General features: G+C 64.1%; 24 protein-coding genes. 11 read left to right on the top strand and 13 right to left on the bottom strand.

The window, feature by feature from the left end; translation table 11 throughout:
* Positions 1-22 precede the first annotated feature (22 nt).
* The gene (locus ADBZ9O_RS30045) at positions 23-1525 is read left to right on the top strand and encodes a dynamin family protein (protein ID WP_526527090.1); all 1503 of its coding nucleotides are present in this window, start codon (positions 23-25) and stop codon (positions 1523-1525) included.
* Here ADBZ9O_RS30045 and ADBZ9O_RS30040 read toward each other — a convergent pair.
* Genes ADBZ9O_RS30040 through ADBZ9O_RS30025 form a run of 4 tightly spaced genes read right to left on the bottom strand, consistent with a single transcriptional unit; the run spans position 1519 to position 4709 of the window.
* Positions 1519-2121 (bottom strand): hypothetical protein, encoded by a 603-nt coding sequence (locus ADBZ9O_RS30040; protein ID WP_526527088.1) that lies wholly within the window; start codon positions 2119-2121, stop codon positions 1519-1521. The two genes, ADBZ9O_RS30045 and ADBZ9O_RS30040, sit on opposite strands and share 7 nt — an antisense overlap.
* A gap of 53 nt (positions 2122-2174) precedes the next feature.
* A complete protein-coding gene (locus ADBZ9O_RS30035) occupies positions 2175-3182 on the bottom strand; it encodes a hypothetical protein (protein WP_526527086.1) in 1008 nt (335 codons plus the stop codon).
* 49 nt (positions 3183-3231) lie between these two features.
* Positions 3232-4164 (bottom strand): LLM class F420-dependent oxidoreductase, encoded by a 933-nt coding sequence (locus tag ADBZ9O_RS30030; RefSeq protein WP_526527085.1) that lies wholly within the window; start codon positions 4162-4164, stop codon positions 3232-3234.
* 17 nt (positions 4165-4181) lie between these two features.
* Positions 4182-4709 (bottom strand): hypothetical protein, encoded by a 528-nt coding sequence (locus ADBZ9O_RS30025; protein ID WP_526533672.1) that lies wholly within the window; start codon positions 4707-4709, stop codon positions 4182-4184.
* Between the two features lie 166 nt (positions 4710-4875).
* On the opposite strand from ADBZ9O_RS30025, the gene ADBZ9O_RS30020 reads away from it, so the two are divergent.
* Together ADBZ9O_RS30020 and ADBZ9O_RS30015 are read left to right on the top strand one after the other, a co-directional pair.
* Positions 4876-6621 carry an acyl-CoA dehydrogenase family protein gene (locus ADBZ9O_RS30020; RefSeq protein WP_526527083.1) on the top strand — a complete coding sequence of 582 codons (1746 nt, stop codon included), beginning with the start codon at positions 4876-4878 and terminating at the stop codon, positions 6619-6621.
* Between the two features lie 15 nt (positions 6622-6636).
* Positions 6637-6963, top strand: coding sequence for a WXG100 family type VII secretion target (locus ADBZ9O_RS30015; protein ID WP_526527082.1), 327 nt, complete (start codon positions 6637-6639; stop codon positions 6961-6963).
* Between the two features lie 3 nt (positions 6964-6966).
* Here ADBZ9O_RS30015 and ADBZ9O_RS30010 read toward each other — a convergent pair whose 3' ends face one another.
* The 6 genes from ADBZ9O_RS30010 to ADBZ9O_RS29985 all read right to left on the bottom strand — a co-directional run bounded on the left by ADBZ9O_RS30010 (position 6967) and on the right by ADBZ9O_RS29985 (position 13537).
* Positions 6967-7566 (bottom strand): hypothetical protein, encoded by a 600-nt coding sequence (locus ADBZ9O_RS30010; protein WP_526527080.1) that lies wholly within the window; start codon positions 7564-7566, stop codon positions 6967-6969.
* A gap of 224 nt (positions 7567-7790) precedes the next feature.
* Positions 7791-9995, bottom strand: a complete 2205-nt coding sequence (locus ADBZ9O_RS30005; protein WP_526527078.1) for a TPR repeat domain-containing protein — start codon at positions 9993-9995, stop codon at positions 7791-7793.
* 85 nt (positions 9996-10080) lie between these two features.
* Complete coding sequence (locus tag ADBZ9O_RS30000) at positions 10081-10374, bottom strand: EF-Tu/IF-2/RF-3 family GTPase (RefSeq protein WP_526527077.1); 294 nt, start codon at positions 10372-10374, stop codon at positions 10081-10083.
* 10 nt (positions 10375-10384) lie between these two features.
* Positions 10385-11404: a cation diffusion facilitator family transporter gene (locus ADBZ9O_RS29995; protein ID WP_526527075.1), complete on the bottom strand. Its 1020-nt coding sequence runs from the start codon at positions 11402-11404 to the stop codon at positions 10385-10387.
* Complete coding sequence (locus ADBZ9O_RS29990; protein WP_526527073.1) at positions 11401-11802, bottom strand: ArsR/SmtB family transcription factor; 402 nt, start codon at positions 11800-11802, stop codon at positions 11401-11403. The genes ADBZ9O_RS29995 and ADBZ9O_RS29990 overlap by 4 nt, the downstream gene beginning before the upstream one ends.
* 31 nt (positions 11803-11833) lie before the next feature.
* Positions 11834-13537: a hypothetical protein gene (locus ADBZ9O_RS29985; RefSeq protein WP_526527072.1), complete on the bottom strand. Its 1704-nt coding sequence runs from the start codon at positions 13535-13537 to the stop codon at positions 11834-11836.
* 244 nt (positions 13538-13781) lie between these two features.
* Between ADBZ9O_RS29985 and ADBZ9O_RS29980 the strand changes: the two genes are divergently transcribed.
* From ADBZ9O_RS29980 to ADBZ9O_RS29945, 8 genes are all read left to right on the top strand, one after another.
* Positions 13782-13925, top strand: coding sequence for a hypothetical protein (locus ADBZ9O_RS29980; RefSeq protein WP_526527070.1), 144 nt, complete (start codon positions 13782-13784; stop codon positions 13923-13925).
* Between the two features lie 179 nt (positions 13926-14104).
* Positions 14105-15334, top strand: a complete 1230-nt coding sequence (locus ADBZ9O_RS29975; RefSeq protein ID WP_526527068.1) for an MFS transporter — start codon at positions 14105-14107, stop codon at positions 15332-15334.
* A 12-nt stretch (positions 15335-15346) separates the two neighbouring features.
* Positions 15347-15961, top strand: coding sequence for a TetR/AcrR family transcriptional regulator (locus tag ADBZ9O_RS29970; protein WP_526527066.1), 615 nt, complete (start codon positions 15347-15349; stop codon positions 15959-15961).
* Between the two features lie 124 nt (positions 15962-16085).
* Positions 16086-16847 carry a GAP family protein gene (locus ADBZ9O_RS29965; RefSeq protein WP_526527064.1) on the top strand — a complete coding sequence of 254 codons (762 nt, stop codon included), beginning with the start codon at positions 16086-16088 and terminating at the stop codon, positions 16845-16847.
* A gap of 262 nt (positions 16848-17109) precedes the next feature.
* Positions 17110-18972, top strand: coding sequence for a molecular chaperone DnaK (dnaK, locus tag ADBZ9O_RS29960; protein WP_526527062.1), 1863 nt, complete (start codon positions 17110-17112; stop codon positions 18970-18972).
* Positions 18969-19595: a nucleotide exchange factor GrpE gene (gene grpE / locus ADBZ9O_RS29955; RefSeq protein ID WP_526527060.1), complete on the top strand. Its 627-nt coding sequence runs from the start codon at positions 18969-18971 to the stop codon at positions 19593-19595. Before dnaK ends, grpE begins: the two co-directional genes overlap by 4 nt.
* Before the next feature lie 34 nt (positions 19596-19629).
* Entirely contained in the window at positions 19630-20817 is a 1188-nt protein-coding gene (dnaJ, locus tag ADBZ9O_RS29950) for a molecular chaperone DnaJ (protein WP_526527059.1), read from the top strand.
* A complete protein-coding gene (locus tag ADBZ9O_RS29945; RefSeq protein WP_526527057.1) occupies positions 20814-21203 on the top strand; it encodes a heat shock protein transcriptional repressor HspR in 390 nt (129 codons plus the stop codon). The genes dnaJ and ADBZ9O_RS29945 overlap by 4 nt, the downstream gene beginning before the upstream one ends.
* Here the strand turns inward: ADBZ9O_RS29945 and ADBZ9O_RS29940 are convergent, their stop codons facing one another.
* From ADBZ9O_RS29940 to ADBZ9O_RS29930, 3 genes are read right to left on the bottom strand one after another with little or no spacing between them, the layout of a single operon-like run.
* A complete protein-coding gene (locus ADBZ9O_RS29940) occupies positions 21204-22106 on the bottom strand; it encodes an aldose 1-epimerase (protein WP_526527055.1) in 903 nt (300 codons plus the stop codon).
* Between the two features lie 18 nt (positions 22107-22124).
* Positions 22125-23291, bottom strand: a complete 1167-nt coding sequence (locus ADBZ9O_RS29935; RefSeq protein ID WP_526527053.1) for an FAD-binding oxidoreductase — start codon at positions 23289-23291, stop codon at positions 22125-22127.
* 15 nt (positions 23292-23306) lie between these two features.
* Positions 23307-23978 carry a GAP family protein gene (locus ADBZ9O_RS29930; protein ID WP_526527051.1) on the bottom strand — a complete coding sequence of 224 codons (672 nt, stop codon included), beginning with the start codon at positions 23976-23978 and terminating at the stop codon, positions 23307-23309.
* Between the last annotated feature and the right edge of the window lie 243 nt (positions 23979-24221).

The raw sequence follows: 24221 nt of genomic DNA, 5'->3' as shown, positions 1-24221 counted from the left end.
GGGCCCGTAAAGTCGATACGCAATGAGCACCAGCGATCAGGTACGCGCCATCCTGGGCGGCACCATCCGCGCCTATCAGGGCGAACCCGCATTCCGAGAGCGGCCGGACGTTTTCAACGAGCTGGAGCGGATCGGCTGGCGGCTGAATCAGCCCATCCGCATCGCGCTCGCGGGCACGCTGAAGGCCGGTAAATCGACGCTGGTCAACGCGCTGGTGGGGGAGAACATCGCACCCACTGACGCGACGGAAGCCACCCGTATCGTCACCTGGTTTCGGCACGGCCCGACGCCCAAGGTGACCGCCAACCACTACGGCGGGCGACGCACCCACGTACCGATCACCCGCGAAAACGGCCCGTCAGCGCAGGGGGGTCTGACGTTCGACTTCGGTGCGCTAGATCCCAACGACGTCGCCGGCCTCGATGTCGAATGGCCGGCCGCCGAACTGATCGACGCCACCATCATCGACACCCCCGGTACCTCCTCGCTGTCTCGGGACGTTTCCGAGCGCACCCTGCGGTTGCTTGTGCCGGAGGACGGGGTGCCAAGGGTCGACGCGGTGGTTTTCCTGCTGCGCACGCTCAACGCGGCCGATATCGCTCTGCTCAAGCAGATCGGCGAACTCGTCGGTGGATCGTCGGGCGCACTCGGCGTGATCGGGGTGGCCTCGCGTGCCGACGAGATCGGGGCAGGTCGGCTTGACGCAATGCTGTCGGCCAACGATGTCGCGAAACGGTTCACCAGTGAGATGGACAAAACCGGTATCTGCCAGGCGGTGGTACCGGTATCGGGTCTGTTGGCGCTGACCGCGCGCACGCTGCGGCAAAGCGAGTTCGTGGCCTTGGAGAAGCTGGCCGGCTTCGATCCCGCCGAGCTGAACAAGGCCATGCTCAGCGTGGACCGGTTCGTCCGTGACGACAGCTCGCTGCCCGTTGACGCACCCACCCGCGCCCACCTGCTGGACCGGTTCGGCATGTTCGGGATCCGGATCTCGATCGCTGTCTTGCGCTCGGGCATCAGCGATTCGGTGGCCCTGGCAGACGAGCTGCTGGAACGCAGCGGTTTGGTGGCGTTGCGCGATGTCATCGATCAACAGTTCGCCCAGCGCTCTGAACTGCTCAAGGCGCACACCGCGCTGTTATCGCTGCGACGGTTCGTCGAGCTGAACCCGATCCGTGCGACGCCGTACATCATCGCCGATATCGATCCGCTGCTTGCCGATACCCATGCGTTCGAAGAGCTCCGGCTGCTCAGTCAATTGCGTTCGCGGACAACAACACTCAATGAAGACGAGATCGCCTCACTGCGACGGATCATCGGTGGTTCGGGTACGGACACCGCCAGCCGCCTCGGGCTGACGTCCGAGGAACCTTACGACGGCCCCCGTGCGGCCTTCGCGGCCGCGCAGCGTTGGCGACGACGCGCCGAACATCCGCTCAACGATCCGTTCACGACCAGAGCCTGTCGCGCCGCCGTGCGCAGCGCCGAGGCGTTGGTGGCGCAGTACTCGACGCGGGGCTACTGACCGCCGGAACCGGGCTGGGGGAACAGCGTCGGGAACAGACGTGACGGTGAGACCGTGACCGTCTCGGTGACCGTGCTGGTGCTGGTCGTCGGGGGCGTCGTGGTCGTCGTCGTGGTGGTTGTGGTGGTCGTCGGTGCGGTCGTCGTGGTAGTGGTGGTCTCCGACGGCGCCTCGGTGCTGGTGCTCGCCGGTGATTCCGTCACCGTCTCGGTGAAGCCGGGAGCAGGCGCCACCGACTGCGATTCCGGTGCCGATCCGGTGGTCGTCGCCGTGGTGCTGGAGGTGGTGCTGTCGGTCGTGCTCGAGGAGCCGCTGGTCAGCGAGACAACCGCGTAGATGACGAGCGCCACGATGATGACCGCGACCGCGCCGAGGCCGACCAGCACCGGGGGCTTGCGATACCACGGTGTCGGGGGCTCGGGAACCGGCCCCGTACCGTATTCCGGCTGGTAGCCGTATCCGGTCTGCCCGTAGTCGGGCTGCTGCGGGGTTTCGCTGTACGCCTGGCCTCCGGTACCGCCGGGTCCGCCGTAATTGGCGTACTGGGTCGGCTCGCCGTACATGTCCGGGTCGTCGTTATTTCCGTTCTGCGCCACGGGGATCGATAGTAACGCGCGTCACGGCGATCTCCGGGACGCCGCCGGTCGCGTCATTGTTCGCCAGGCTGCCCTGGGAATGCCGGCCGGTGCGACGGCCGCACGACGATATCTGGTCCTCGGGTCTCCGGTGTGGTGACATTCGGGCGGCCCTCGTTCTGCCGCGGGTACTGCGGGTAGTACTGCCGGTTGTTACCCGAGTCCGGCGGAGGCGGTGGGGGCGGGGGAGGCGGCGGTGGTGGAGGCGGTTCAATGGCCGACGCCGTGGTCGTGGGGGTTGCTGTGGTGGTTGCCGGTGTCGTCGAGGTGTCCGTGCTCGGTTCGTCGGAATCGTCCCAGCTGCCGGCCACCAACAGCACTGCTGCGACTAGCATGGCGATCACCGCAACGCCGATGGCACCCATCGCAATGATCGCGGATTTCGTTCGGTACCAAGGCACTTCGTGATGAAACGCGCCAGGGGCAAACGGATCGAAACCGTCGTCGTATGGCCGCGGCGGGTTGAACGGCGGGGGTTCGCGCCAGGTGTCGTGGCCGGACGAGCCGACAGCGCGCAGTGTCGGATCGGTGGGCGGGTCGTCATCGTCGTATCGGTCGTATGACGGGTCGGGCTCGTAGGAGGTGTCGTAGGAGGTGTCGCGGAAAAAGTAGTCCTGGCGGGGGGTATCGCGCTCGGCGACCACCTCATCGGGGACGTCGTCTTCATCGGGAACGTCGTCTTCATCGGGAACATCGACGAACCGGTCGTCGGTGGCCGGTGTTTCGAATACGTACGACGACGCGGGCTGGGCCTGTTCCGGCTCGACCGGCGGGCGTGGGTCGTAGGTGGGGGCGGGCTCGTCCCTGCCGCCGCCGAAGAAGCTGGTGGGCGTCCCGCTGTAGCGGTCGTCGGCGAAAAACGCGTTGGGCGACGCGGAGTGTTCAGCACTGTCCGGGCCCGAGTCGGGGGCCGCTTTGTCTGCGCGTGGGCGGTCGCCGAACGTCGAATCGGCAGGCACGTCCTCCTCGTAGCGGCTGCCGGAAAAGAAACCGGTGCTCTCCGGGGGATCGTATTTAGCCACGGCTACCGATTTTAGCGGTGCCGCCTGCGCAAATGCGGTACATGCCGCGTTAACCCAGTTGTCTGACCACACCGTCGGCGAATATCTCCAGATGGTCGAGGTCGGCCATATCGAGCACCTGAAGGTAAACGCGCTGCACTCCGACCTCGCTGAAGGCGCCCAGCTGGTCGACAATCTGACTCGGGGTGCCCACCAGCGGAGTGTTGGTGTGCAACTCGTCGACCTCCCGGCCGATCGTGGCGGCCCGTCGAGCGACCTCCGCGTCATCGCGGCCCGCGCACACGACGAAGCACGCCGAGTAGGTCATCGAATCCGCCGGCCTGCCAGCCTCCGAAACGGCGGCGGCGACCCGCTCGAACTGCGCTTTGATCACGTCGAGTCCCGCGAATGGCACGTTGAACTCGGTGGCGAATCGCGCCGCCAGCGCGGGCGTCTTTTTGGGGCCGGACCCTCCGATGACGATCGGCGGGCACGGCAGCTGCGCGGGTTTGGGCAGCGCCGGTGAGTCGACGATCGAGTAATGCGTTCCGGTGTAGTCGAACTTCTGGCCCACCGGTGTTGCCCACATGCCGGTGAGGATCTCGAGCTGTTCGGTGAGGATCTCGAACCGCTCCCGCAGCGGCGGAAACGGAATGGCATACGCCTTGTGTTCCTCGTCGAACCATCCGGCGCCGATGCCGAGATCGACTCGGCCACCACTCATTTCGTCGACCTGTGCCACGGAGATGGCCAGTGGTCCTGGGTACCGGAAGGTGGCTGAGGTGACCATGGTGCCCAGCCGGATGGACGTCGTCTCCCGCGCCAGACCGCCCAGAGTCACCCAGGAATCTGTCGGGCCGGGGAGCCCGTCCCCGCTCATCGCCACGTAGTGGTCGGAGCGGAAGAACGCGGAGTAGCCCAGCGATTCTGCTGCTTTGGCGACTGCGAGTTGGTCGGCGTACGAGGCGCCCTGCTGAGGTTCGACGAATACCCGGAAATCCACGCCGTCAGCTTAAGCCGCTAGAAGGATTCGACGCCTTCCACGCGGACGAACATCCCGTGACCAGTGCCGTCGTTGGTGAACCGAGTGCCTGCCTCTTCCGCGGCGATGGTCCAGCCCTGTGCCTCATACGTGCGGTAGTCCAAGGTGACCACCGGGATATTCCCGAGATTTCCCACGACCCACTTCATGGTTCCGCCCGCGGTGATGCTGACCCCGTTGGCCTGTTCACCGTCGATCGTCGGGGAATTCTTGAACTCCGTTTCACATCCGACTGTTTCGCTGGTGAGCTGACAGCGGGTCTTTCCCGACTTGGTCTCGATGTAGACGTAACCCTGATCGTTGGCGGGCAGGGTCCCGCCGGGTGGTGCCGCGACCGCAGTGGATGGGCCGGGAGGCGGAAGCGGCGATGACGGTTGCGCGGCCGTTGGGGTCGACATCGACGGCCGGGGCGTCGAAACATTTGGCTCAGACTGGCTGCCGCAACCAGGGCAGGACGCGGTGCCGTCGGTGGTGTTGCTACAGCCCGCCATCGCAGCCGCAGCCATGAGTGCCACGCCTGCCAACGCAAGTCTTGATTTGTTCGGTACCCGCACGAGTTCTCCCTAGGCCGTGTGCTCAAAGGTACCCAGCCTGTGACACGAGTTAAACCCGTGGCCAATGATGTTTATGAAGATGTGAGGTTGCTCCTGGCCTGGCAGCTAGATTCGGCATATGGCGAAATCCAGCGGACTGCTCTTCAATCCGAACACCTACGACCCGCAGCAGTTCGACGCCGAGACACGACGGCAGCTGCGGGCGTTGATCGACTGGTTCGAGGCGCGCGGTAAGACGAAGCTGCTCGAGGATGACCTGGCGGCCACCTGGGTCAGCGACTTCCTGGACTTCATTGCCGATGAACGCATCTTCGCGACGTTCCTCACCCCGTCGGAATTCGCCGACGGTGACGAGAACAAACGGTGGGACACCTCGCGTAACGCTGCGCTGAGCGAGATCCTCGGGTTTTACGGCCTGGCCTACTGGTACACCGAGCAGGTGACAATCCTTGGGCTCGGGCCAATCTGGCAGAGCAACAACAAGGAGGCGATGACGCGGGCGGCCGATCAGCTGGAGGCGGGCGGCGTGATGGCGTTCGGGCTGTCCGAGCGTGACCACGGCGCCGATATCTACAACACTGATCTGGTGTTGACGCCTACAGGAGGAGAGCCGGGCCAGGAAGGAGTGGTTTTTAGGGCGTCGGGAGAGAAGTACTACATCGGCAACGGCAATGTGGCAGGGATGGTTTCGGTGTTCTCCCGCCGCACCGACATCGAGGGCGCCGACGGCTATGTGTGGTTCGTGGCCGACAGTGCGCATGAAAATTACGAGTTGATCGGCAACGTGGTGCACGGCCAGATGTACGTGAGCAACTTCCGCCTCAACGACTATCCGGTGCGCGAAGAGGACATCCTCGACACCGGACCTGATGCGTTCTCGGCCGCACTCAATACCGTCAACGTCGGCAAGTTCAACCTGTGCAGCGGTTCGATCGGCATGTGCGAGCACTCGTTCTATGAGGCGATCACCCATGCCAACAACCGGATCCTCTACGGCAACCCGGTCACCGACTTCCCGCATGTGCGTGCGAGTTTCGTCGACGCGTATGCGCGACTGATCGCGATGAAGTTGTTCAGCGACCGGGCCATCGACTATTTCCGAAGCGCCAGCCGCGAAGACCGTCGCTACCTGCTGTTCAATCCGGTGACGAAGTCCAAGGTCACCTCCGAGGGTGAAACGCTGATCACGCTCTTACAGGATGTATTGGCCGCCAAGAGCTTTGAGCGCAACACCTACTTCAACGAAGTGTCCCGGCTGATTGGCTGCCTACCGCGGCTGGAAGGAACTGTGCACGTCAATGTCGCGCAGATCCTGAAGTTCATGCCGAATTACATGTTCAATCCCGCAGAGTATCCGGCGATCGGTACCCGCGACGATCCGGCCGACGATGTGTTCTTCTGGGATCAGGGCCCCGCACGCGGTGCGTCGGCGGTGCAGTTCGCCGATTGGGCGCCTATTTACGAAGAGCATTCCGACATTCCGAATGTGGCCCGATTCTACGAGCAGGTGCTGGCGCTCAAAGAGCTATTGACTGTCGCCGCACCCACTGCCGATCAGCAGGCCGATCTCGACTTCGTACTGGTGGTCGGGCACCTGTTCACCCTGGTCGTGTACGGCCAGCTGATCCTGGAGCAGGCCGATCTGACCGGGCTGGACCGCGACCTGGTCGACCAGATTTTCGACTTCCAGATCCGCGACTTCTCCGCCTACGCCGTGGCCCTGCACGGAAAGCCGAGTTCATCTTCAGCTCAACAGGATTGGGCCTTGTCAGCGGTGCGCAAGCCTGTGGTGGATGCAGAGCGCTTCGGACGGGTATGGGAGCAGGTCAAGGCCTACGACGGAGCCTACGAGATGCGCCCGTAGGCTAAAATCGCTGCCATGGGTGACGTATTCAAGGTCAACACTGAAGCGCTGAAACGTGCTGGTAAGACGGTCGCCGACGAGGCGACGGCGCTGTCGGGTTCGCATCGTCAGTCGATGGTCAGCCTCAGTGATTCCGAATCCGGCTGGGTCGGTTCGTCGGCGGATGCCCTGGTCGGCATGGCCAACAAATGGCAGCAGATCGCCGATAAGCACACGGCGGCGATCGACAATCAGGCCACGCACCTCGGTACCTCGGCGCAACTTGCCGCCTATATGGAAGAGCGCAACGCCGAAGAACTCAAGAAAGTCGGCGATCAGGCCGACACCGCCCAAAAGCTCTAACTGTCACTGGTTCTCGGCGGGCCAGCCGGGAGATGGCGGCAGCGTGGGGAATTCCGAGCGGGGACGTTCCGCCGACGTCAGGTACTCGCGACGCTCCACGGAGTCCGGTGCGCGGGCGGCGCAGGCGTCGAGGTCCTGGGTGAATTCTGGCCACTCCGGGTCGCCGGGGCCTGAGAGTAAATCATCCAGATTTCCAACAACGCGCCACCCGGCGAACACATCAGTTGTGGCGTAGCGGGATTGCCCCTGCTGTGGCGCAACCTTGCCCGAGTTCAGGTCAGCGGGCGCCGTCAGGCTTATCCGGTTCATCACTACACCTGTCGTCGTTCCGGTGTTGAGGGTGTTGATCCGGTACATACCATTGGGTTGTTGCCATGCGGCGGCCCAGGCCCAACGGCAGACGACGGCTGTGACTTCGTCACCAGACTGGTCCATGCGCAGGATGTGGGACCGCACCGTGCCGATCAGTTTCGTGTTGGCCTTCCCCGGTTCCGGCCAAAGAGCAACCGTGGAGGCTGGGCTGTTACCTACTGGCCGATCAGGAGCTACGGCAGGGTCGAAGCCGGGGTACAGGTAGTCGATGCTTCCGCCGAACGAGACCAAGAGCCGCGATTCTATGTACGCTCGAACGGCGGCAGCCGGTTGGGTCAGCACGTCGATCCCTGGGTCGGCTGTCCAGGTGAAGTTGACGTCCGACAGGTTAGAGGGCCAGCGCTCCCGCGGTTTCGGTGGCTCGGTCGGCGATGGGTCGGTGTGAGTACACGAGGACACGAGGGAAGCCGCCAAAACTGCTGCCGCAGTGAGTCGAACGAGCGGTCCGAGGTGGGTCATCGTTGCGGGTCCGGATCGTCCGTGACGCCGTCGTAGCGGCCCTTCATGTTTGTCATCTGCGTATCGATGCCACGAGCGCCGGTCGGGTCCATTGTCGCGGCGATGCTTTTGTTGATCGCCTCGTTGTAGGCACCTGTTGAATCGTCATGACCTGTCTGTGTTGCCCACTGTGCATACTCCTCATACGAACGGACATAGCTCCCGCCGGGATGATCCTGGTCGGCCGGCGCGACCAACCCCTGCTGCACATCGCTGATTTCTATCCCGTTCCGTACCAACGAGTTCAGCACCTGCTGCTCGGGTTTGCTGATATCCATATCGGGCATATCGTGTTGATTCCACGTCGCAGTGGGTGGGGTGCCGATTATGGACTCTTCCAGAGCTTGGCTGACCACGCCGGAGCCTGGCAGCTTGAGGTCGGCGGCACTAAAAGCCAAGTCGTAGACAGACTTCAGGTTGGCGTAGCCTGCGGCGTTTTTTGCATCGGTATTGATCCCCGATGCATCGGTCGCGGTGTGAACGCCGTCGGCAACGAGCCCTTGGAGCGTCATGGAATCCCGAAGATGAGAGTTGTCGCTGGAGACGTCAACCCCGTTCTTGAAGTCGGCAGCGTACTGATTTTGTTCAACAATCGAGTCATGCGCGGCCTGCGTGGTGAATTCGTTCCTCGCCGCGTCATCGGTGCTCAATACCGAGAAGATGCCCTTGGCAATTGGCATCGACCCGTCGCTCTGAGCCGTGGGCGTATCGAGCTGACCAAACCCATCGTGGGTCCCGCCTGAGAGGCCGGCAATGTCAGAAATGTAGGGCGTCAGGCCGTGAGCGAGGCCGCGGGTCAGTTCGGGATTCACCTGGCCCAGAGTCTGATTGCCGATGTGCAACAGCTCCGGTTCGTGGTCGCCGACGTAAGCCCCGTAGGCGGAGGCGGTTTCGGCCGCCATCTTCGCATCGGGGCCATTTGCGGCGTCACCAGTCCACCGGAACATATCGCCTGCCGCTTTGCCGTTGTCTGACCAATCCGTGGTCAGCGCGCCCTTCATGAAGTTGTCCTGATAGGCGCTGTCGCGCACGATATCGTGCACCGCTTGATGATCGCCGCCGGCAGTAGCGAGCACGTCATTCGCGGTCTGAACACCGCTGCCTTCGATGTGTACCTGCCCGTGGGCGCCGACCGGTTGGCCTTTGAAATCAGGTGAACTCATCATCTCGGTCGCCTTATTGAGCATGTTGCGGTCCAGCTCGGTGCCCTGGCGCAGAGCAGCTTGGCCGTCTTTGACCATATTGGTCACCTTGGTCATGTCGTCGAGTTGTGACATGCCTTTGGATTTCAGCGTGTCCTGCACGCTGGTGGGCAGCTGCCCGAAACCGCCGGTGGCCCTGTTGTTCAGGTTCGGGACAGCGCCGTGCTCAAGGTCCGTCTTCGGAAACTGGATCTTCGGATTGCTCATGAGCTGCCAGGAATCGCTCAGTGCGCCCTTGCTATCGCCCATGCCCTGCTCGGCGGTCTCCAGCGCGTCGATGGACATGCCGTTCTGTTGAGACTGCATCTGGCTGAGCACCGACGCCTGCATTGGTGTGAGAGCTTCGGTGCCCGCCCGCTGCGCCGGGGTGATCGAGTCCAGTACCGACTTCACCTGTGCGGCGGCGTCTTTGTTGCCGGCGAGAGCCTTCTCTACCGTCTGCTGAGCGTCCTGCGGGCTGGTGATCGAATCTGTGCCCAGATCGTCGGCCATATCGGACATCGCGCCACTAACCGATGTGGCGAGGTGCTGGTCGGTGGAATCGGCCTTACGCAACAGGTCGACGATGGCGTCATGAACGATGTCCAGGTGGCGCTCGATCTCGGCTTGTTCATCGGGATCGGAGGACGGACTGTGATGCAACATCCCCGAGGCGGAGTCGATGGTGATGCCCCAGCGATCGGCCATGTGCTGGATCCGACTCCACTCTGACTTGATGGACTCGACCTCAGATGCCGCGTCGCCCACTTTCTTGGCAGCCTGATCGCATTCATCGGCGTGTCTGAGCATGTCGGCGCTGATCGCCTGGGCCATCGCAATGGCGGCCTCTTGTGAGATGCCCTCCCACTCCAGGGCCGCAATGGTCTGTTGCTGGTTATGGGCGGAATCGCGATAGCGGGTGGCCCGCTGGGTGGCAGCGGCGGCGACCGCGCGCACCGAACCCGGATCCCACCGCTCCAAATCCGACAAACTGATCCCCACAGCCAGCAAATTTACCGGAGTAATGGCTATGCGCTAATCACCTTTGCCGCCTTCGATGATCCGATCAGAGATTGACCGTCAGCCCATCAGTGCCCGGGCCCGAACCGCCGGAGGTCAGCACCGTTCCCCGGCTGAGCTGACTCTTCTCCAGGCTGGAGAACAACAGGCCGACGTTATCTCCGACTGTCGCCTCGTCCAGCGTCTTTCGGAACTTTTCGATGGCATCGACGCGCGCAGAAACCCCGCCGTTGATCAGTACTTCGTCACCGACACGCAGTGCGCCGCTTTCCACGCGCCCGGTGGCAACCACGCCGCGCCCCCGGATGGCGAACACGTCCTCGACCGTCATGCTGAACATGACGGTCACGCTACGGCGTTGCGACGCTTGCCGGGTAGGCATGGACAAGTGCGGAGGACAATTTCGGCACCGCATGGGTCAATGTGTGCTCAGCCTCGTGGGCGATCCGATGGGCGTCGTCGAGGCTGGTGGCCGGGTCGATATCCAGTTCGGCATCAGCATGCAGGCGGTGTCCGAGCCAGCGCATCTTGACGCTGCGGACCGCTGTCACACCGGGCTCGGCAGCCAGGGCGGCTTCGGCGGCGTCGACCAGCTGGGGGTCCACTCCGTCCATCAGGCGACGGAAGACATCGCGGACCGCGGTGCGCAGAACCGCAAGGATTGCCACCGTGATCAGTAGACCGATGATCGGGTCGGCCAGTGGAAAGCCAAGGGCCACACCACCTGCGCCGAGCAGCACAGCCAGCGAGGTGAAACCGTCTGTGCGGGCGTGCAATCCGTCGGCGACCAGTGCCACCGAACCGATTTGGCGGCCGACTCTGATTCGGTAGATCGCGACGAGCTCGTTGCCGATGAAACCGACCAGCCCGGCTGCGGCCACCCATCCGACGTGCTGAATGGGAACGGGGTTGATCAGCCGGCGGATCGATTCGACGCCGGCGATGACGGCCGACAGGGCGATCATCGCGATGACGAACAGGCCGGCCAGGTCTTCGGCACGACCGAATCCGTAGGTGTAGCGCCGGGTAGCAGCCCTGGTTCCCAGGGCAAAGGCGATCCACAGCGGGACCGCGGTCAGTGCATCGGCGAAGTTGTGAATGGTATCGGCCAGCAATGCGACTGACCCGGAGATCATCACGATGACGACTTGTGCGATAGCGGTGGCGCCCAGCGCCAGCAGGCTGATCTTCACCGCGCGAATCCCTGCGGCACTGGACTCCAGGGCGCCGTCGATGCTGTCGGAGGCGTCGTGGCTGTGCGGCGCGAACACCTCGCGGATGGCTGCGCCGACTGTGCCACCCCGGCCGCCGTGCTCATGGCCTTCGGGGTGTCCGTGGTCGTGACCGGGATGGTGGTGTTCGTGGGTCATGCGCTCGGCGCAATCGCTGGGATCGTCGGGTGCAGGGCGGCCAGGTCGGCGGAGTCGCGGTGGTGGCCGGGGACGCCGGGGCCGGCGTGTTCGGCGTTGAATACCGCGTCGGTGACCAGTTGCCCGACGTGGTCGTTGTCCAGGCTGTAGAAAATCGTCGTGCCCTCGCGGCGGGTCCGGACCAGCCGCGCGATCCGCAGCTTTGCCAGGTGCTGGGATACCGAGGGCGCCGGTTTCCCGATGTGGGCAGCCAGTTCGTTGACCGACATCTCCCGGCTGACAAGTGCCCACAACACCTGCACGCGGGTGGCGTCGGCCAGCATTCGAAACACTTCGACAACAAGGTCGACTTCGTCATCAGGCAGCCGACGGGCGCAACCTCGGTTATCTGCATTCATACGCAAATAGTGACATTCGCCGACCGTCCGGTCAATCTGGGACCTCGGCAGGCGTCACTTTGGCGCATAGCAGCGCGCTCAACGGGATGCTGAACAACAACAGCGCCAATGTCGGGTCGCCTGGGGACACGTCTGGCAGCCGCGTGACGACCGCCGCCGCCGCGGCGACGAGCAGCAGTTGCGCAGAGACCGTCAACACGACGCTGGTGTGTTCGTTGGTGTCCCGTGCGGTCGCAGGCATGGCCCATAACAACGCGAACAGGGCGGCGGTGATGGCGATGATCGGTGTCAGTGGCGTGGCAATGGCATTCGGCAGCCAGGAGGTGCCACTGACGATGAGTAGGGGTATCAGTATCAGCCGGTTCGCCATCTCGGCTGAGATGATCGACTGCCTACCGAGAAGTCCGAAAAGTGTTGCGATACAGCTGATAACAGTAAGGCAGACGGCAACTTGCGGAGCTGTGGCCCAGAAGGCGGCGGGCCATTTCAGACCTGCCTGTTGGCCCATGGCCCCGACGTACACCGGGACCAAGAACAGCAGGCTCACCCTGGCGACCGACTGGCCTACTGTGTCGCGCCAGCGCGCGCGCACCGCGATCGGCACCAGGACGCCTAATGCGACCCATGCGATGACGAGTCCGAGTTCTGCGGGCACCTCGACCATATCCCTGATGGGACCGGTGATTGCGCTCGCGACAAGGTTCACGATCATCGCGATGGCGATCACGATCTGCCCCGACAGTGCGCTGATGCCGACGGCCAATATCGTTGCGACATCACCGCGTTGACGCAGAGGTGAGTGGAACGACCGCTGTGTCACATACACGATCGCGAGTGCGACGAGGATGGCGTGCGGCCACGTCCATATGTCACCGAGGCTCCAATAGCTTTCGAGGAAGCCCGACGAGATCCCGCCCACACCAGACACTTCGAGTGTGATGACGCCTACCGCGATCACGCCGAGTGCCACGGTCGTTCGCCAGCCGCCGCGGTGCTCGGAGATCCGATGCGCGACGGTGGAGCGGCTGTGTGCGGCCAGCGCGACGCCGCCGGTGGCCATGGCCGCGACGAATGCCAACGCGATACCGGGAAGGTAAGTCTGCGTTGAGATATCGGCGAGCAACAGGTGAAGGAGCTCGTTCTCAGAGCGAGGGGTGCTGGCGTGCAGGGCAAGCCCGAACCGCAGATTTGCATAGATGGCAGGAATCCATGGCGCGGCGACCAGACCGGCCAGCACGAGACCGAGCCACGGTGCAGGCGCCCGGTGACGAAGATGGACTGACGTAATCACCAGGGCAGTCGCGGCCAGCCACGCGATGGTGACCGGAATGGTCAACCAGGCTCGGTCGATCGCCAGCACGAGAACAGGAATCAGCGGCGTCGCGACGCCGGCGCACCACGCCAGCGCGGCGTGATGTCGCGGTGCGTCCCGACCGGTGGCCGACAGAACGTAGCCGGTGGCCGCTACCCCCGAGCCAATGGCGATACCGCATAACAGTGGCCAGGTCGGCGAGTAGTTGAAGGCCAGTTGCCCGTCATAGAGACTGCGCTGCACCGGGATGAACAACCCGGGGATGAAGCCGAACGCCAGCATGATCGCCGCGACGACCCAGGTGAGGACGGCGAGCACGCGCGCGGGCGTCGGCAGCTGGCCTGGGGCAAGACGGGCAGGCCGCTGCCGAGCGTCCTCCCAAAGGCGCCGGCCCAACGGTGGTTGCTCGAGTGTCGGTTGCACCGCGACAGAGTCGCCCAGCCCGCTTGGAGAAATCTTGAGCCGCCTTCACGTCGACGTGTGCTGCGTCACATTTTGTCGGTCCAGATGTCTTGGGGTGTAGCGCATCTCATAGGAAATAAGTTGATTTACATAGAATTAACAAGGACCATGGACAGGGTCGAGGTGCTGGCAATCCCAGTCAATCTCGGCGACCACGAAGTACCGAAACCCCGCGGACCCGGGGTTCATCAAGGAGTTGAACACAATGTCCATCACGCAGTACCGCGCCAATTTCAAACGCTCCAGGCAGCGGCGACGCCTCTATGCGCGGATCAGCAGCCTGCCCGACTCCACTGTTCGTGAGGAGCTGTTGGCCATCGCCCAGCGCCACGAATTCGGAGATCGCTGACGTCGAGGCGTCCACAATCAAGAGCCGGTAACCCACGGGGTTGCCGGCTTTCTTGGTGTTTGGGGTGCCTCCGGTTGATTCGGACCGCCTGACAATAAACGAGACACAGTGCCTCGATAGTGCTAGGTTATTAACGAGGCATTGTGCCTCGTTAATAGTTTAGCGCTGAAAGGAACGATGTGACGAATACCCTGCGAGCCCCGGTCGAGTCGCGCCAGGGCTCACGAATAGCGATCTGTGCCAGTGGATTTGCCTTTGCAGTGACGATGATGGGCACTACGCTGCCGACGCCGCTATATCCGATCTACGCGACCAAACTGGCGTTCACAACGCTGACGGTGACGGTGCTCTTCGCGGTCTATGCGGTCGGTGTGGTCGCCACACTGTTGCTGTTCGGCCGGCTCTCCGATCACATCGGTCGTAAGCCGGTCCTGCTCGCCGCGGTCGTGCTGGCCGCCCTGAGTGCAATTCTGTTTTTGTGCCCGCCCTCGCTGCCACTTCTGGTGACTGCACGCGTGACCTCGGGGATTGCGGCAGGCCTGATGAGTGGAGCCGGCACGGCGGCCGTCATCGACCTTTTTGGCCTGCAGCGCAAGTCCGTGGCGGGGGCCGTGGCGGTCGCGGTCAACACCGGCGGTCTTGCGCTGGGGACCTTACTGTCCGGGATCCTCGCTGACCTCTCCGCCGCTGCGCTGACCTTTCCTTACCTCGCCCACTTGGTGTTGACCGTGGTCGCGTTCGTTGCGTTGGCCCTGGGCACGCCGTCGACGCCGCGCACAGCGAGCGCGTCGGCGTGGTTTCAGAGGCCGCGAGTCCCGACGGCGATCCGCGGGGCCTTCGTGCGGGCTGTGCTGGCCGCAGGTTCGGGATTTGCGGTTACCGGTGTCCTGACCGCTGTCAGCGGACTGCTACTCGCCGGTTATCTGCACGTTCACAGTCACGCCGTCGCCGGCGGGGTGGTCTTCGTGGCCTTCTCGGGGATGGCGGCCGGCCAGCTGTTCGCGCGCAGGCTGGCGCCGATTCGCTCGCAAATCGTCGGATGTGCCGGTCTGGTGCTCGCGGCTGCGTTGATCGTGGTGGCTTTGACCGCGAGATCGCTGACCGCTCTGTTGGCGGCAGCCGTCATCGTCGGTGTCAGCGGCGGGATGTGTCTGTTGGCCGGTTTGGCGATGACCGTCGAACAGGCTGCCGTCGAGCAGCGCGGGGCAGTGTCGTCGGCGTTCTTCGCCGGTCTCTACACGATGCTCGCCGTTCCGGCGATCGGCGTCGGCGCCCTGGCCCGCGCGACGAATCTCGTTGACGCCGGCGTGGTGTTCGCCGCTGTGGTGGCATTGCTGGCGTCCGCTGTGGGCATCGGAGAGTTCGTCGCGGACAGGCGTGGACACACCGCCAAGAGCTCCACGGCCTGACAGGATCGGCGCATGGCAGAAACGTCGAGCCGCGCGGTCAACCACCGGGAGGAGCCCGCCCTCGGTCGACCGCGCAGTGAGAGCGCCCGCCGTGCGGTCCTCAACGCGATCGACGACATGCTCGTCGAGCAGGGCTACGCCGCACTGACGATGAAAGGCATCGCCGAGCGGGCCGGCGTCGGTAGGCAGACCGTCTACCGCTGGTGGTCCAACAAGGCAGAGATCCTGCTCGAGGCCTGTGCGCAGGATGCAGTGACCGAGTTGGCCGTGCCGTTGACGGCCGACTCGGTCACCGACACCGAGAACTACCTCGTCGCGGTCGTGGACTTCCTGACCAGATCAGTGGCCGGTGCTGCGTATCGGGCTCTGCTCGGAGAAGCCCAGCACGACGACAACGTTGCCGGCCTGCTGCGCGGTAATGATGTTCTTGCAGTCACCGCAAAACCGGTGATCGCGCATGCAATCGAGTGTGGCGACCTGACTTCCGCGATGTCCGTCGACGAACTCACCGCTGACCTCTTGGGGCCCGTTGTCTTCCAGGTCCTTACTGGTGCGAAGGTTCCGACGAAGGCTGAACTCCGCAGACGCGCATACCGTTTCCTTGGTCGCGACAGCCCGGCACCCTAGCGGCGCGAGGCGGATAGGCGGGCACTTCCGCAACGCTCGGGCGTACCCTCCCAACGTGCACGTCGACATGATGACCACCCCCGTTGGCGCCGAAGCCTTCCTCGACAGCGTGTTGGGCTGAGCCATGAGCACGCACCTGGCTGTCCTTGCCACACTCGCACTGGCCATCCTGTTCAGCCCCGAGACCCTGGTGTTGGGGCTGGTAATCGCCAGCGACAAGAAGGTGCCCAGGCAGGCGTCATTCGCCTTCGCGTTCGGTGCCATCGCCGGGATCGCGTTCGCCACCGGCATCGGCATGTTGATCGCTCACCTGACCGGCACCGGTGGCGGGTCTGAGCCGCACCACACTTCGTGGCCGGCTTTCCTCGTCCGCGCTGTGATCGCGGTTGCACTGCTGGTGATCGGCATCCACCGGGCGATCGGCGCGGTGCGGCACAAGCCGATCGCTGACATCTCCGAGCCCGACCACCACCCGAGCCGGCTCCGGGCCCGGCTCACCCAGCACTTCCCGGCGCTGACGCGCCTGCTGAACCCGCAAGCCGAACTCCCGGTGCGCCAACGCATTACGCGGGCCGCAGTGGCGGGGTTCGCCGTCTGTGGACTGCACCCGAAGGTGTTCCCGATTGCCATCGCCGCCGGCCATCAGATCCTGGACATCACCGGCCGCACCGAAAGAACCCTGGGCATTGTCGTGTTCGCCGTGATCGCTGTCATACCCGCGCTGGCGCCGGCCGTGATCGAGCTGTTCCGCCCCGGCGCCTCGAGCCGTATCAAGGACGGCTACGAGCGAATCATGAAAGTGCACGGACGCTGGATCATCGCCGTGCTGCTGATCGCGGTTGCGGTGTTCGTGGGCCACAACGCGCTCGAGCACATGCCCCGCTGAGTGACGAGCTCCTGGATCCGTGGTTCAGGGGTGCTCGCAGGTCGCGGTGAGACTGCCGTCAGGGTCGTCATCAGGCGGCCGCCACAACCCTGGCGGCGGTCTCGACGGCCAGGCCGGGAACAAATCCGCGAGGGCCCCCGTTGACCATCCTGAACCTGAGTGAATCAGACTCAAGTCTGGGTTGACATCTTTAGTCGACTAGGTGCAGACTTGAGCGGGGTCCACTCAGACCCTTATCCATGCTAATCAGGAGGCAGTAACTATGGCTCGTGCGGTCGGTATCGACCTCGGGACCACCAACTCCGTCGTCTCAGTGCTCGAAGGCGGCGACCCCGTCGTCGTCGCGAACTCCGAGGGCTCCCGCACCACGCCGTCGGTTGTCGCATTCGCGCGCAACGGCGAAGTGCTGGTCGGACAGCCCGCCAAGAACCAGGCAGTGACCAACGTCGACCGGACCATCCGTTCGGTGAAGCGGCATATGGGCACCGACTGGTCCGTGGAGATCGACGGCAAGAACTACACCGCGCAGGAGATCAGCGCGCGCGTTCTTCAGAAACTCAAGCGGGACGCCGAGGCCTACCTTGGCGAGGACATCGCTGACGCGGTGATCACCGTCCCCGCGTACTTCAACGACGCTCAGCGCCAAGCCACCAAGGAAGCCGGCCAGATCGCCGGCCTCAACGTCCTGCGTATCGTCAACGAGCCCACCGCGGCCGCCCTGGCGTACGGCCTGGACAAGGGTGAGAAGGAACAAACCATCCTGGTCTTCGACCTCGGTGGCGGCACCTTCGACGTCTCCCTGCTGGAAATCGGCGACGGGGTTGTCGAGGTCCGCGCGACCTCCGGTGACAACCACCTCGGCGGTGACGACTGGGACGAGCGCGTCGTGACGTGGCTCGTCGACAAGTTCAAGTCCAGCGCCGGCATTGACCTGACCAAGGACAAGATGGCGATGCAGCGGCTGCGGGAAGCGGCCGAGAAAGCCAAGATCGAGCTCAGCTCGAGCCAGAGCACCTCGATCAACCTGCCCTACATCACCGTTGACGCGGACAAGAACCCGCTGTTCCTCGATGAGCAGCTGACCCGCGCCGAATTCCAGCGGATCACTCAGGACCTGCTGGATCGCACCCGCAACCCCTTCCAGTCCGTGATCAAGGATGCCGGTATCCCGGTGTCCGATATCGATCACGTCGTGCTGGTCGGCGGCTCGACCCGCATGCCTGCGGTCTCCGAGCTGGTCAAGGAAATGACCGGCGGCCAGGAGCCCAACAAGGGTGTCAACCCCGACGAGGTCGTCGCGGTCGGCGCTGCTCTGCAGGCCGGTGTGCTCAAGGGTGAGGTGAAAGACGTTCTGCTGCTTGACGTCACACCGCTGAGTCTCGGCATCGAGACCAAGGGTGGCGTGATGACCAAGCTCATCGAACGCAACACCACCATCCCGACCAAGCGCAGCGAGACCTTCACCACGGCCGATGACAATCAGCCCTCGGTGCAGATCCAGGTCTATCAGGGCGAGCGCGAGATCGCGGCGCACAACAAGCTGCTCGGCTCCTTCGAGCTGACCGGCCTGCCGCCGGCTCCGCGCGGCGTGCCCCAGGTCGAGGTGACATTCGATATCGATGCCAACGGCATCGTGCACGTCACCGCCAAGGACAAGGGCACCGGCAAGGAAAACACGATCAAGATCCAGGAAGGCTCCGGCCTGTCCAAGGACGAGATCGACCGGATGATCAAGGACGCCGAGGCGCACGCCGAGGAAGACCGTCAGCGCCGTGAAGAGGCTGACGTCCGCAACCAGGCCGAGTCGCTGGTCTACCAGACGGAGAAGTTCGTCAAGGAGCAGCGCGAAGCCGAAGGTGGATCCAAGGTCCCCGAGGACACCCTCGCCAAGGTCGACACCGCGATCGCCGATGCCAAGACCGCCCTTGCCGGCACGGACATCAGTGCGATCAAGTCAGCCATGGAGAAGCTGGGCCAGGAATCTCAGGGCCTCGGCCAGGCGATCTACGAGGCCACCCAGGCTGAGCAGGCCGCCGGTGGCGACGGGAATTCCGGATCATCCAACAACGATGACGTCGTGGACGCCGAAGTGGTCGACGACGAGGATGACCAGGAGAAGAAGTGACCTCCGGGTATGACGCAGCCAAACCCGAACCGGTGACCGTGACCGATAAACGGCGTATCGATCCGGAAACGGGCGAAGTACGCGAGAGCGCCTCCGGGCCGGCCCCCAGCGGGCCGGCGCCGGGGGAGTTCGCGGGCGAGACCGCCGAGGAGAGTGACAAGGCCTCGGAGCTGCTTGCCGACCTGCAACGAGTGCAGGCCGACTTCTCCAACTACCGCAAACGGGCGCTACGCGACCAGCAGGCGGCCACGGACCGGGCCAAGGCAGCGGTGGTTGCCCAATTGTTGCCTGTGCTCGATGATCTGGAGCGGGCCCGCAGTCATGGTGATCTGGAGTCCGGCCCGCTACGCGGTGTCGCCGACAAACTGACCACCGCACTGAACGGCCTCGGTCTGACATCGTTCGGCGCCGAAGGAGACGATTTCGATCCTTCGTTGCACGAGGCTGTGCAGCATGAGGGTGACGGGTCGAAACCGGTGCTCGGGACCGTGATGCGGCAAGGCTACAAACTGGGTGATCATCTTCTGCGCCATGCAATGGTCGGAGTCGTTGATGCCGTGGAGGAACCCGACACGGCCGCAGGAGACGGCGCAGGCGCTGCGCAGGGCCCAGAATCAGAGTAATTACGTCAGTGGACAGGTAAGGAGGTGACGCTGCATGGCCCAACGAGAATGGGTTGAAAAAGACTTCTACAAGGAGCTCGGCGTCCCATCTGATGCCGGCACCGACGAGATCAAGAAGGCCTACCGCAAGTTGGCCTCCGAGCTGCACCCCGATAAAAACCCGGATAATCCAAGCGCTGAAGAACGTTTCAAGCGCGTCTCGGAGGCGCATAGCGTGCTCTCCGACGATGCCAAGCGTAAGGAATATGACGAGACCCGCCGGCTGTTCGCCGGTGGGGGCTTCGGGCGACGGGCAGGGGCGAACCCTGCTGGCAACTTTGGTGGTTTCGGCGCCGGCAGTGACGGCGCGGATTTCAACCTGAACGATCTCTTCGATGCGGCCGGTCAGACCGGCGGCAACAATATCGGAGACCTGTTCGGTGGCCTCTTCGGTCGCGGCGCCCAGCCGCGGCCGACGCGGCCCCGACGGGGCAACGACCTGGAAACCGAGACCGAACTCGACTTCCTGGAAGCCACCAAGGGTGTGGCGATGCCGCTTCGGCTCACCAGCCCGGCGCCGTGTACCAATTGCCATGGCAGTGGTGCTCGACCGGGAACCAGCCCGAAGGTGTGCCCGAATTGCAACGGCGCAGGCGTGGTCAACCGAAACCAGGGTGCGTTCGGGTTTTCCGAGCCCTGTACCGAATGTCGGGGCAGCGGGTCGATCATCGAGCACCCTTGTGACGAGTGCAGAGGCACCGGAGTCACGACGCGGTCGCGCACCATCAACGTGCGCATTCCACCGGGTGTCGAGGACGGTCAGCGGATCCGGCTCGCCGGGCAGGGTGAAGCAGGTTTGCGCGGCGCTCCGTCGGGTGACCTGTACGTCACTGTGCACGTCCGACCCGACAAGGTGTTCGGTCGCGACGGTGATGACCTGACGGTGACCGTTCCGGTGAGTTTCCACGAACTGGCTTTGGGCACAACGCTTTCGGTGCCGACGCTGGAAGGCAAGGTTGGCGTGCGGGTGCCCAAGGGCACCGCTGACGGCCGAATTCTTCGGGTGCGCGGCAGGGGAGTGCCCAAGCGCAGTGGAGGGCACGGCGACCTGTTGGTCACCGTGAAGGTGGCGGTGCCGCCGAGCCTGGAAGGCCCCGCACTGGAAGCGCTTGAGGCCTACCAGGCCGCCGAGCGGGCCAGCGGATTCGACCCACGGGCAGGATGGGCCGGGAATCGGCTATGAGTTCCACTGGTGACGCTCGTGAAGATGCCCGGACCTTCTTGATCTCGGTGGCCGCCGAGTTGGCCGGGATGCACGCCCAGACGCTGCGGACCTATGACCGGCTTGGGCTGGTCAGTCCGCGGCGTAGCTCGGGCGGTGGGCGACGGTATTCGCAGCGCGATGTCGATCTGCTGCGCGAGGTGCAACGTCTCTCGCAGGATGAAGGCGTCAATCTTGCTGGTATCAAACGGATCATCGAGTTGACCAATCAGGTCGAGGCGCTCAAGTCTCGGCTGATGGAGCTGGCCGACGAGGTCGACGAACTGCGGGCCGAGAAGCGCCGTGACGTCACGCCGCCGGCGAAGAGCACTGCTCTGGTGGTCTGGCAGCCCCGCAGTCGACGATAGCTACCTGACTCGGATCGAGAACCGGGTGGTGTCCGGTTCGCCCGGTGCCGCCACCCGGTACCCGCCGCGCCGCAATGCGTCGGTGGGTGCTGTCATCGGCTCGAGTCCGATCAGATTGTCGCTGGGCGGTGCAAAGATCTGTGCTGCGGGATAACCCTTTTCGAGCTTCACCTCGATCCGGCGGTCAGCGGCGGAGATGGCGAAAACCGCGCCCTCCGGTACTTGGTCGAAACCGTCATCGAAGTCGGTATCGGCCAGTACCGCACTGCCGCCGGCCCATTCGTTTCCTGCGCCGGTCGGCAGCCCCAGCTCGTCCACCGGAAGATGACGCATCGCCGGTGTATCGAGGCGCCACTCCTGCCGGGGCACGCCCGGCAACTGCACATACGGGTGAAAACCAAAACACAGCGGTACAGCGGCAGCGGTGGTGGCCAACACGGTGGTCTCGACGGTCAGTGTGCGATCAGCCAGCGTCGCCGTCAGCGTCAGCACATGCGGGAACGGGAACGACGCCAGCAGTCGCGGTGTGCCCCCGAAATCCAGCACCGCAGTGACGTGATTGCCCGACTGTGCGGTAACCAGCCAGCCAGGATCGGCCGCCAGCACCCCGTGCATGGGTGCGCCGTGCGCGTCGGTGCGCACGCCGCCGGCACCCGCGGTCAAGGTGACCACCGCGCCGTCGACGTCATAGGTGTTGGCGCTCAAGCGGTTTGCCCACGGATAGAGGATCGGGATGCCCATCGTTTTACCGTTTTCGATGTACGCATCCAGGCCGCGGCGCTGCCCGAGGTACTCGACTCCGCCTTCGGCCAGCGAGGTGCAGATCATGCCCGCCAGCGGGACCCAGGTGGCAGTCATCGACGACGACGGGTCTGACAGTGTGACGACCGGGTATTCAGACATGACGGAAGCCTTCCGCGGTTAAAGCTCGAGTGGGTCGTGCTGAATACGTTGCGGCGCTGCGCCTTTGGCGATCAACGCGGCCTTGGTGGCCCGAATCATCTGCGGCCCGCCGGAGATGAGAATCTGCCGATCGCCCCAGCCGCCGTATCGGGTCACGATCTCAGGCAGCAGTCCCTTCTGCCGCACGTGCATACCGCGCGGCGGCTGGACATCGGGATAGTCGGCGGCCCACGGCGGATCCGTCGAATACTCCGATACCGGCGTCACCGACAACCACGGATTACTCGACGCGATCTCCCACAAGGTGCGCAGGTCGTAGAGCTCGCACGGGTAGCGGGCGCCGAGAAACAGATGCACTCGCGGATTTACCCCGAACCGGGTCATATCCATGATGATGCTGCGCAGCGGTGTCAGGCCGGTGCTGCCCGCCACCATCAACACATCACCGCCATCGCGATCCACTTCGAGCCCGCCGTGCGCGCTCGATAACCGCCAGCGGTCACCGACTCGTGTCTCGGCGACGATCGCATTGCTGACCATGCCGCCGTACACCCCGCGAACGTGGAACTCGATGGCGCCGTCTGCCTGGCTGGGAATCGCTGGGCTCAGGTACCGCCATCGACGGGGGACCTGGGGGACCTCGACATTGACGTACTGGCCCGGGTGGTAGGGCAGGGGCTGGTCCAGATACAGCCGGACCACCGCCAGGTCCCTGGACACCCGGTGAAACTCGGCGACGGTGCCCTCCCACCAACCGGGCCCGTCTTCGGCGTCGGCGGCGCCGCTCATCACGCCAGTGACAAGGTTGATGAGCTGGCGTGCCGCCTCGTCGACAGCGCCGGACCACTCCTCCTGCAGGTTGGCCGTCAGAGTTGCGTACAGGGCCTCCGCGAGGCTTTCGTAATGCTGGTGGGTGACCCCGTACTTGCGGTGGTCACGTCCGAGTTGGGCCAGGAACGCGATCGGCTCATCGGCGCGTTGGGCGATGAACTCAGCCAACGCCCAGTCCAACGCGCGGGTGAACACGGCCCGCTGCTCGGCCATATCGGCCGGGAACATTTCGCGCACCGACCCGTCGATGGCAAACCAACAGGTATAAAACTTGCTGATCATGGCGTCGGACCCGCTCAGCGGGGTAATCGCAGAGCGCAAAAAGGTCAGCGCTTCGCCATCTTCCAATCCCACAGGGGTGATTTTAGGTTAGAGGCCGTGGAGGCCCTTGTAGAGGACCAGCAAGCCGATCACGATCAGGATCATCGCCACCAAGGCGGAGTTGTGTTTCTCCATCCAGCCCTTGAGCTTGACCAGCGTCGGGTCCAACCGATCCCCGGAAACTGCGTAGGCCAGAATCGGCAGTGCGACCGTCGATGCGGCGATCACGACGTAGAAGATCTCCGCCACCCACGTCTGGTGCCCCTCGAGGCCCGCCGTGCCGATCGCCAAACCTGCTGCCGCGCAGATGAACAGCACCTTGACATTCACGATGGTCAGCAGCACGCCGATGATCAACGCCTTCGCTGGGCCCGCCTCGGTGATATGGCGGGTGCCCGGCATCTGGTGCGGTTTGCTGTGGCGCGTCAGCCAGCGGAACACCCCGAATGCGATGAGCGCCGCACCGATCGCGATCCGCAGCCATGATGCCCAGTCCGGCGGCTTACCGCCCATCCCGCCGAGCAAGCCGGATATCCCGATGAACAATGTCGTCAGTCCGAACAGCCCGAGCAGCCAGCCCAATAAAAAGGCCAGACCGGTCGGCCGTGGACGCTGCGTATGCAGGATCAGGACTGCCGGAATGATCGACAGCGGGGACAGCGCGACGACGAGGGCGAGGGGGATGAGCTCGGCAAGTTCCGAGCCCCAGCCTGCTGACACAGGAGCAACGTAGCCGTTCCGGCGCGGGAATGCGACGCCTTGAACCCGACTCGCCCCGGCGGGGCTGGAGAATCGTTTGCTGAAACCAACCGTCCGCGCAACGCCGTGGATATACTCAGCCCCCACGCGAGCGCAGCCCCCTGCGGATAGGTGCCGTCGGCGCTGTCGGCGCAAGAGACGGCAATCTGAGAGATGGTTACCCGGTGAAACTTCTCCGCAAGGTCTCGATCATCGCTGCGGTCC

It is taken from the genome of Mycobacterium sp., from assembly GCF_965229105.1.
GTDB lineage: Bacteria > Actinomycetota > Actinomycetes > Mycobacteriales > Mycobacteriaceae > Mycobacterium.
Note: the sequence above shows the minus strand (reverse complement) of the source record. Positions and strands in the feature narration are given on the sequence as shown.